Annotated in this window: 5 protein-coding genes and 1 pseudogene; 4 read left to right on the forward strand and 2 right to left on the reverse strand. The window is 62.2% G+C overall.

Features of this window, described 5'->3' with window-relative positions:
- Positions 1-352: 352 nt before the first annotated feature.
- Together VBE63_RS31560 and VBE63_RS31565 are read left to right on the forward strand one after the other, a co-directional pair.
- Entirely contained in the window at positions 353-580 is a 228-nt protein-coding gene (locus tag VBE63_RS31560) for a DUF433 domain-containing protein (protein WP_416274645.1), read from the forward strand.
- Positions 577-921, forward strand: a complete 345-nt coding sequence (locus VBE63_RS31565; RefSeq protein ID WP_416274644.1) for a DUF5615 family PIN-like protein — start codon at positions 577-579, stop codon at positions 919-921. The genes VBE63_RS31560 and VBE63_RS31565 overlap by 4 nt, the downstream gene beginning before the upstream one ends.
- Positions 922-1461: 540 nt before the next feature.
- Here the strand turns inward: VBE63_RS31565 and VBE63_RS22855 are convergent.
- A complete protein-coding gene (locus VBE63_RS22855; protein WP_323685319.1) occupies positions 1462-2358 on the reverse strand; it encodes an Rpn family recombination-promoting nuclease/putative transposase in 897 nt (298 codons plus the stop codon).
- A 484-nt stretch (positions 2359-2842) separates the two neighbouring features.
- On the opposite strand from VBE63_RS22855, the pseudogene VBE63_RS31570 reads away from it, so the two are divergent.
- Both VBE63_RS31570 and VBE63_RS22860 read left to right on the forward strand, forming a co-directional pair.
- Positions 2843-3151: pseudogene (locus VBE63_RS31570) on the forward strand (DUF4277 domain-containing protein); the annotation flags it as partial.
- A gap of 130 nt (positions 3152-3281) precedes the next feature.
- Positions 3282-4517, forward strand: coding sequence for an IS1634 family transposase (locus VBE63_RS22860; RefSeq protein ID WP_323685320.1), 1236 nt, complete (start codon positions 3282-3284; stop codon positions 4515-4517).
- 97 nt (positions 4518-4614) lie between these two features.
- Here the strand turns inward: VBE63_RS22860 and VBE63_RS22865 are convergent.
- Positions 4615-7168: efflux RND transporter permease subunit (locus tag VBE63_RS22865; protein WP_323685321.1), on the reverse strand; the 2554-nt coding region annotated here is incomplete at its 5' end.

The raw sequence follows: 7168 nt of genomic DNA on the forward strand, positions 1-7168 counted from the left end.
CACCCGGCTCAAAGGCCAGCGCGCCGATGGCGGCCACTGTGAGTTCGATATTCTCGCCCACAGTGGTGATGAGCTGGTGGTGGTCGAGGTGAAGACGACGCTGCGCCCCAAGGATGTGAAGGCCTTCCTGCGCAAGCTGGATCTGTTCAAGCAGTGGCTGCCGCGTTACGCGAACAATCGCATCTTTGGGGCCATGGCGTGGCTGAGTGCGGATGCGGGTGCGGATGCGGGTGCAGAGGCGATGCTGGCCAAGCGGGGGTTTCGCGGTCCATGGGCTGAACAAGGGCCTGGCGCTCGTCAGCAGCGAGGCCGTAGACTGAAAGATGCGCTGACACGATGCAATGGCAAGCCGATGAACCTAGAAGACCGCATTACGATTGACCCGGCCATCCGAAGCGGAAAGCCCTGTATCAAGGGCACCCGCATAACCGTCTATGATGTTCTTGAGTATCTAGCGGGCGGTCTGTCGGAAGCGGAGCTGCTTGAGGATTTTTCTGATCTCAGTCGAGAAGATATTCAGGCCGTCCTGGCCTTCGCGGCAGCACGCGAGCGTCGACTGGCGATCTCGTCTGCGGCATGAAGCTGCTGTTAGACGAGAATCTCAGCCATCGCCTCGTCGGCCTGCTTGCCGCCGAGTTTCCAGACAGCGCACATCCCCGGCAGCTTGGTCTGCGAGGAGCATCCGATCAGACGATCTGGGATTACGCTCGCGCGCATGGATTTGCCATTGTGTCCAAGGACAATGACTTCCGCCAACGCGTGTTTGTAGAGGGTCCTCCGCCGAAAGTGATTTGGTTGTCGATTGGCAACGCCGGCACCTCTGCCATCGCTGCGCTGCTGCGCTCGCATGCCACTGAGATCCGAGCCTTTGCAAGGTCTGCTCAAGAAGGCCTTTTGGTGATCGAGAAGGCGCAGTTGTAAAAGAAGCTGGAGTCCGCACCGAAACCCGGGACCACCGAAACCCGCACCGAAACCCGGGACGGACCACGGTTTAGCCTGGCTGATCAGCAGACGCCTGATGGTGGGTAAATCGGGGACGGGTAGGCTTTCAGCCAACATGGCATTGTCGTCCACTGATGGGTTGATCTGTTTCAGGGCGATCTTCGCGCCGAGCCGTTTGAGATGAGAGCCGGAGCAAACCGGGGACGTACCCCGATTGATCTCCAGCCGAGCATCGGATGGTAAAATCAGGCGTTGCGAAGCAGACCCTGTCAGCACAGAGAGACTGAACATGGCCCTCGCTTAGCAAGACCTCGAACAAATCGGCGAGTACGTCAAAGACCACATCAGCGACTCGATTGCCGAGCAAAGCCTCGGCAAACCACCGGTGGTCTACGACATCGTAGCTGCGGCTGAAGGCGCTGTTCACCAGCCAGTGGGGCCGGCTGATGGAGTCCTTGGTGGAGGGCGATCTGGTGAACCTGCTGAGGGCGCGTGGCATTGCGATCACGGATGAGCGCGTCACTGGGCCTTGGTCGCGGCCTCGCGCAGGCGCTGGATGTCTGCCAACGAGAGCCCCGTCGCCGTGGCGATCTGCTCATCGGCCATGAGGCCCAGTGTCAGTAAGCGACGGGCGGTTTCGCGGTTGGCTTGTTGTTGGCCTTCCTCGTGCCCTGCTTTGTGCCCCTCCTCGCGGCCTTCCTCGCGCGCGGTCTCGATGACGTTCTTCAGATCCCGGTAGTACTTGAGGCTCGATTCATAAGCTTGGCGCTCTTCGGGCTCGAAGCGGGCAATGCTGGCCTTCTCGAACAGGCTGAGGAAGACCCGCTCACGCAGGCGTGGGGGGATCTCATCGAGCTCGTGCAGGTGGCGGAAGAGGAAGAACCATTTGTCTTGCAGGGTCTCGAGCTGCTCGGCGGTCTTGGTGAAGTTGGGCAGAGTGAGGTAGATGAAGGTGAGCTTGTCATAGAAGACCTGGTGGTGTTGGTCTTTGAGCTGGACGCAGTGGACCACGTCTTGGCGATGACGGCGCTCTTCGTCGTCGAAGACGAAGTCGAGGATGCCGATGGTGTAGACGGCGCTGAGCTTGAAGTCCCATTCGCCGCGTTGGGCCTGTTGCTGAATCGGAAAGGTGGCGTAGAAGACGCTGCGGTCTTTGAAGAAGTTTTGCTTGGCCTTTTGCAGCTCGACGATGAAGGTTTCACCGCTGGGGCTGACGCAGGTGAGATCGAAGATGGCCTTGCGGTCGAGCGCGCTGGCGCCTTGGGCTTCGGTGGGGCTGAACTGCAGGTCTTGGATCTGGTGCTTGGCCGGCAGCAGGGTGTTGAGAAAGCTGATCAGGTGCTCCTTGCTGGCCTCTTCGCCAAAGGCCTTTTTGAAGCCGAAGTCGGTGAAGAGGTTGATGTAGGTCTCTTTCATGGGCTGAAGTGAGGGGTAGGCGGGTTTCAGTGGAAGAGGGTTTCGGAGAAAAACAGGGGCGGACCAAAGGGTAGCCCGGCTGGCCGGCAGGCGCCTGATGCTGGCCAGCGCGGGGCTCGAGTTCGAGGCGGTGCGGTCATCGCCTGGCCGTGGGTAGTGCTCCAGATCTGTTATCGAATGATATTCGATCATTATAAATCAGCAGCTTGCTGGCTAACCCAACAGATTTGGAGCACTACCCTCACCCGGATCGCTGGCGCGGTTATCGGTATGTAACGCCATCAAGCCTACATTCCGCGCGATCCCCGCAACGACTTCCCAATTTGACGAGCCCCTACGCAGGAACACGCCTGTGTTGCTGGAGCAAGGCATCGGCGGCTTGGCTTGAAAACGGCAGATGCTGGCATCACCACCCTCTGGCGAGGTCACAGCGCCAAGCGCGGATCTGTTGCGAGCCGCGAACCGTCAACCTGTTGGAGGCGTGATGAACACCAAGATCAAATCCGTGGAAATCCTGCCGCTCGTAAAATATTACATGGACGCACTCGGGCTTGCGCGTTTGTTCGACCGGTTCGTGCCGAACAGCAACGGCGCGGAGATCGCCCCGGCGCAGGTCTTGAGCCTACTGGTGATGAACATCATGGTGTCCTCGAAACCCCTGTATCGGGTGGAGGAGTGGCTGCACGATGATCTTGACGGGGTGACGGAAGAACCACTGGAAGCGGCCAAGTACAACGATGACCGGTTAGGGCGGAGTCTGGACCAGTTATTCGCCGCCGACCGAAGCAGCCTGCAAGCAGCGCTGAGCGCCCAAGCCATCCGCGTGCACCAGTTGGAAACAAACGTCATCCACAACGATTCCACCAGCGTGACCTTTTTGGGTGCCTACGAAACGCCTGATGCGCAGGCGGTAACGCTCACACATGGCTATAACAAGGATCATCGCCCGGACTGCAAGCAAGCAGATCGTCTTCGGGTTGAACATCACCGCAGACGGCGACGTTCCCCTCAGCCACCAGCTCTACGACGGCAACCAGGCCGACGTCACGACGCACATTCCCAACTGGCAACAGTTGCGCGAATGGCTCGATCAGGAAGACTTCATCTATTTGGCGGACAGCAAGCTGTGCTCCATGGAGAACCTCAAAACCATTGCCGAGCACGGTGGTCGCTACATCACGGTGGTGCCGCGCAACATGCGCGAAGTCAAAGACTTTCTGCAACGCGTGCGCAACGGCGAAGCCCTCGTTTGGCAACACCGCCACGACATCCCCGACAGCCGCAAGCGCGGAGCGATTCAGACCTATCGCATCCATGTCGGCGAGGCCATGGACGCCGGTGCACGCATCCTCTGGGTGCACAGTACAGGGAAGGAACGCTTGGAGCGCACTGCGCGTGAGCAGCGCCTGATCAAGGCCGAGCAGGCCCTGGAGACGCTCGCATCGGGTCTGAATCAACGCCAATTGAAGACCCGCACACAGATCGAAGCGGCGCTGAAGAAGGCCACCGGTACCGTGGGAGCCTTCCTCGCGGTGACGCTTAAGGAAACACGAACGAGCGAGCGGGTCCAGATCGGGCGTGGCCGTCCAGGCCCCCACACCCGCTACAAGGAGGTTGAACACGTCTGCTACCACCTGCAGTGGCAACGCGATGAGGCTGAAATCGCCCGGGCGCAACGCACCGATGGGTTGTTCCCGCTGACCGACAACACCGGCCTAGACCCCGTGGAGGTCCTGCGCACCTACAAGCATCAACCGTACCTGGAAAAGCGCTTCAGTACCCAAAAATCCGTCCTCAACGTCGCGCCCGTCTTTCTGAAGACGCCAAGCCGGATCGAGGCCATGCTGTGTCTCTATTTCATCGCACTGATGTTGGTCAGCCTGATCGAACGGCGGATCCGCTTGGAAATAAAAAAAGCGCACATCGAGCGTCTCCCCCTACGCCCGGGCAGGATGCAAACGAAGGCACCGACCTGGCGCACCATCATGGATTCGTTTCACGGTGTCCATCTGGCGAGCATCGAACGCTCGGGCCGGGTGATTCAGACGACGCTCAAGGGGCTCACCGCGTTGCGACAACAGGTGCTGGCACTGCTGAAAGTGCCGATCGACATCTACACCAGCCTGCGTGATGGATGGTGGAGGTTCGCGATTGAATAAGAGCGTTGGGCTGAAAAAAATCACCGATGCTATTTCTACGATAGCCTCATTAAGCGCGCGGAATGTAGGTTTGAGGGTCCCAGTCGTACTGCCGTGCTCACTGAGACGGCTGCTGCAGATCGAGAGGCCTCTCGGTCTTCGCCTCAGCATGCTGCTTGGCCAGCGCATCGGCGAGTGCCGAGCGCGCCGAGGTCCGCTTGGCCAGGATCAGGTAGAGTACCGGCACCAAGAACAGCGTCAGCAGGGTCGCGGCGAGCACCCCGCCGAGGATCGCCAGCCCGATGATGCGCCGGGTCTCAGCGCCGGGGCCGAAGGCCAGCGCCAAGGGCAGGGCACCGAACAGGGTCGCGATCGAGGTCATCAGGATCGGCCGGAAGCGCACCCGCGCCGCGCCTTCGACGGCCGCGCGCAGGTCTTCACCGCGCTCGCGCAACTGATTGATGAACTCGACCAGCAGGATCGCGTTCTTGGCCATGATGCCAACCACCAGGATGAAGCCGATCTGGCTATAGAGGTTGATCGAGCCGCCGGCGATGAGCAGGCTCAGCAAGGCCCCGAACAAGGCGAGCGGCACGCCGGCAAGCAGCACGATCGGCTGGATGAAGCTCTCGAACTGCGCCGCCAGCACCAAGAACACGATGGTCAGCGCGAGCAGGAAAGCGAGCTGAAAGGCACGACCCGAGCGTTGATAGTCCTGACTCACCGAGAGCCATTTGATCTGGACATCATCGGGCAGCAGTGGACGGGCCCGCTCGGCGAGCTGATCCAGCACATCGCCGAGCGCGGCGCCGCTCGCGAGCGAGCCTTTGAGCCTGACCGCCGGCAGCCGATCGACCCGCAGGCGCTCGGCCGCGCGGCCGACCAGCGCCGTCTTGATGAGCCCGGATAAGGCCACCAGCGAGCCATCCCCGGTCCGCACATAGACCTCGCCGAGATCGTCTGGCGACCTCCGGTCAGCAGGCCGCGCGCGCACCATCACCTCGTAGGTCTCAGCGGCGATCGAGAAGTCGGTGATGTCCTCGCCGCCCATCAGGATCTGCAGCGTGCGCCCAATCTCGGCCGGCGAGATGCCCAGTGCCGCGGCGCGGTCGCGGTCGACCTGGATGCGTAGCTGCGGATTGGTGGGCTGGAAGTCGAGCCGCGCCTGGGCAATGCCCGGAACCTGGCGAGCCTCGTTCAGGACCTCTTGCGCCAAACGGTGCGCTTCGTCCAGGTTGGGTCCGGTGATGGCCATCTGCACCGGTTGCTGGAAGCCTTCGCCGCCGAGACTGGGCGGATTGATCGCGAATGCCTGGGCACCAGCGATCCCGGCAAGCTTGGGCAGCAGTTGCTCGGTGACGGCAAACTGGCTTTGCGCGCGTTGGCTCCAATGCTTGAGCTTGAGAATGACGATGCCGCTGTTGACCGGCCCCTGGCCCGCACTGCGCGGCGCGACCAACGAGATCACATGCTCGGCGGGGGCGCTTTCTCCAGAGCCATCCTCGTCGGTCAATGGCAGCAGCACCGCTTCGATCTGCTCAAGGATCGCGACCATGGCGTCGAGCGTCGTGCCCTCCGGGGCCTCGACCGGAATGAAGATAGCGCCACGATCCTCGCGCGGCGAGAGCTCACGCGGCAGCTCGCGATAGAGCCAAACGGTGGCCCCGAGCAACAGCAGGGCCAAGAGCACCACCAGCCAGCGCACCGCGAGCACGCCCTTGAGCAGGCCTAGGTAGCCTTGGCTCAGGGACTCGAACAGGCCGCCGACGCGCCGGCGCAGCGGGCTGGCCTCGATACGCTCGGCATCGATCAGCCTCGACGCCACGGTCACCCCGATGGTCAGCGCGATCAGGCTCGAGAGCCCGAGCGCGCCACCGAGCCCAGCCGCAAACTCACTGAATAAGCGACCCGAGTCGCCGGTGAGGAAGGCCAGGGGGGTGATCACCGCGAGCAGAACCACCGTCGTGGCGATGACCGCAAACGCGACCTCGCCGGCACCGAGGTCAGCGGCTAATAACCGCGGCTTGCCTTGCTCGGAGAAGCGAAACACGTTCTCGCCGACGACGATGGCATCGTCGACCAGCATGCCGATGGCCAGGATCAGTGCCAGCAGCGTCAGGACATTGATCGAGTAGCCCAGCGCCCAGAGCAGAATGAAGGCGCCGACGACCGAAGCCGGAATGGTCGCCGCCGGCACCAATGTCGCCCGCCACGAGCCCAGCGCGACGAAGACCACCAGGATGACCAGGGCGATGGTCAGCAGGAGGGTATTCAGGATCTGACGGATCGAGGCCTCGACGAAGGTGGCAGCGTCATAGGGGATGTTCACCGAGACGCTGTCGGGGATGCGGGCGGAGAGGGCCTCGAGCTCGGCGCGGACATCGGCCGAGATCGCAACCAGATTGGAGCCCGACTGGCGCACGATCCCAAGGCCAATCGCGTCCTCGCCGTTCAGCCGCACCGCGGTGCGATAGCTCTCCGGTCCGAACTCGACCTCGGCGACCTCGGCGAGCCGGATCTCGGCACCGTCGCGCTCGGCCAGGATCAGGTCGCGGTAGGCCTCTGGACGCTCGAGTTCGGTCATGGTGCGCAGCGTCAGCTCGCGGGTGTCGCTGATCAGCCGCCCGGCCGGGAGCTCGAGATTGCGCGCGCGCAACGCTTGCTCGACATCC

Origin of the sequence: Lamprobacter sp. (assembly GCF_034860625.1) — a bacterium.
Classification (GTDB): Bacteria; Pseudomonadota; Gammaproteobacteria; order Chromatiales; family Chromatiaceae; genus Lamprobacter.

What these genes read in the sequence shown, in the direction of transcription:
- VBE63_RS31565 (WP_416274644.1), top strand. Translation starts at nt 577, where the DNA reads ATGAAGCTGCTGTTAGACGAGAATCTCAGCCATCGCCTCGTCGGCCTG.
- VBE63_RS22860 (WP_323685320.1), top strand. Translation starts at nt 3,282, where the DNA reads ATGGCTATAACAAGGATCATCGCCCGGACTGCAAGCAAGCAGATCGTC.
- VBE63_RS22855 (WP_323685319.1), bottom strand. Translation starts at nt 2,358, where the DNA reads ATGAAAGAGACCTACATCAACCTCTTCACCGACTTCGGCTTCAAAAAG.
- VBE63_RS31560 (WP_416274645.1), top strand. Translation starts at nt 353, where the DNA reads ATGAACCTAGAAGACCGCATTACGATTGACCCGGCCATCCGAAGCGGA.